The sequence below is a fragment of the Limosilactobacillus difficilis genome, assembly GCF_947387495.1.
GTDB lineage: Bacteria > Bacillota > Bacilli > Lactobacillales > Lactobacillaceae > Limosilactobacillus > Limosilactobacillus difficilis.
Genome location: NZ_CANDNU010000108.1, coordinates 1 through 513, shown reverse-complemented (window position 1 = coordinate 513; position 513 = coordinate 1). Strand labels below are relative to the sequence as shown.

At 50.5% G+C, this 513-nt stretch carries 1 rRNA gene; it reads left to right on the top strand.

What is annotated here, in order from left to right:
- Positions 1–513: ribosomal RNA gene (locus QOR82_RS09160) — 23S ribosomal RNA — on the top strand; the annotation flags it as partial.

Sequence of the window (513 nt, the reverse complement as noted above, 5' to 3'; positions counted from 1 at the left end):
CATTTAAAGAGTGCGTAATAGCTCACTAGTCGAGTGATCCTGCGCCGAAAATGTACCGGGGCTAAGCATATTACCGAAACTGTGGATGTGCACTACGTGCACGTGATAGGAGAGCGTTCTAAGGGCAGTGAAGTCAGACCGTGAGGACTGGTGGAGCGCTTAGAAGTGAGAATGCCGGTATGAGTAGCGAAAGACAGGTGAGAATCCTGTCCACCGAATGACTAAGGTTTCCTGGGGAAGGCTCGTCCTCCCAGGGTAAGTCGGGACCTAAGCTGAGGCCGAAAGGCGTAGGCGATGGATAACAGGTTGAGATTCCTGTACCAGTTGATTGCGTTTTAACGATGGAGGGACGCAGGAGGCTAAGCAATCCAGACGGACGGAAATGTCTGGCCAAGCAGTGAGTTAGGAACAGAGAGAAATGCTTTGTTCCGGGTTAACAAGCTGTGATGGGGAGTGAAATTTAGTAACGAAGTTGCCGACGTCACACTGCCGAGAAAAGCTTCTAGCAAGTAA